The organism is Flavobacterium sp. FlaQc-48 (genome assembly GCF_044007335.1).
Lineage (GTDB): Bacteria > Bacteroidota > Bacteroidia > Flavobacteriales > Flavobacteriaceae > Flavobacterium.
The window spans coordinates 1-1,325 of record NZ_JBIPCR010000042.1 but is presented as its reverse complement, the minus strand read 5'-3'; the positions used below and the strand labels follow the sequence as shown (position 1 = coordinate 1,325).

The 1,325-nt window shown below is 37.5% G+C and carries 1 protein-coding gene; it reads right to left on the bottom strand.

Features of this window, described 5'->3' with window-relative positions:
- Positions 1 to 1,325 (bottom strand): amino acid adenylation domain-containing protein (locus ACHRWY_RS27475; RefSeq protein WP_395359205.1); only part of this gene is annotated, 1,325 nt, incomplete at both ends.

Genomic DNA, 1,325 nt, shown 5'->3' with positions numbered 1-1,325 from the left:
AATTCAAAGAAATTATCATGAATTCCTACTTTATCAATCCCTAATATTTCCTGCCAGATTACAGCTAACTGTTCTTCCGTTTCATTACGTGGTGCTGCATATTCTTTGCTGGATAAGTCTGAACCATCCGGATCCGGTAAAGCCTTTTTATCCAGCTTTCCATTACTGGTTAATGGCATCGTATCTAAAGTCACCCACAATTGAGGAACCATATACTCCGGCAAGCTTAGCTTTAATTGTTCCTGTAAAGCTTCTTTGTTTAATGCATCTTCCAAGACGACATAACCCACTAGACTCTTAGTGCCATTTGTATCCTCCTTAGCCAGTACACAACATTGTGTTACTCCAGATAAGGATGACAATACATTCTCAATCTCGCCCAGCTCTACTCGATAGCCGCGGATTTTAACCTGATCATCTTTTCTGCCAATAAACTCAATATTGCCATCCGGTAACCAGCGGGCTAAATCCCCTGTCTTGTAAATTCGTTCGCCTGTTTTAAATGGATTTGATATAAATTTTTCTGATGTAAGCTCAGGTTGATTCAAATAACCTAAGGCTACTCCACTTCCGCCAACACATAACTCTCCCACCACTCCAACAGGTACTAAATTTAATCCAGAATCTGTAATGTATACGTGGCTGTTTTTTATCGGTTTCCCGATAGGAAGAGCCTTTTCTGTTACTTTGTCAATACTATAGGTAGTAGAAAATGTAGTATTCTCTGTAGGACCATAACCATTGATAATCTCAAGAGCCGGATATAGTTCTTTTAACTTATTGGTATAAGTGAACAAGACTACATCTCCTCCAACCAGTAAAGAACCAAGAGATGCGAAAACAGATAAATCTTCTTCAACTACCTGATGAAACCAGGAAGCAGTCATCCACATAGTGGTAACTTTATGTGTGATTATAAGATCTTTTAAACTTTTGATCTCTAATAACGAATTTGTATCTGCTAATACTAATTGGCCTCCATTTAATAAAGTACCCCAAAACTCCAAGGTAGTAGCATCAAAAGCAATAGAACCGGTGGACAGCCAAACAGTAGCTGAATTTAAAACTGTATAATCACAACTTGTACACAAACTAACAATATTGCCATGTGTAACGATCACTCCTTTTGGATTCCCCGTGGTGCCTGAAGTATACATAACATAAGCTGCTGAAGCAGGTGTCATTTCATACGAAATAGCCGATGATTCATAAGTATAGGATTCTGTAATATCTAAGAGAAAAATAAATTCTGAAACAGATAACTTAGAAAGTAAAGAATCTTCACTGTAAAGAAGAAAGCTTACGCTCGAATCTTCAAGTATATA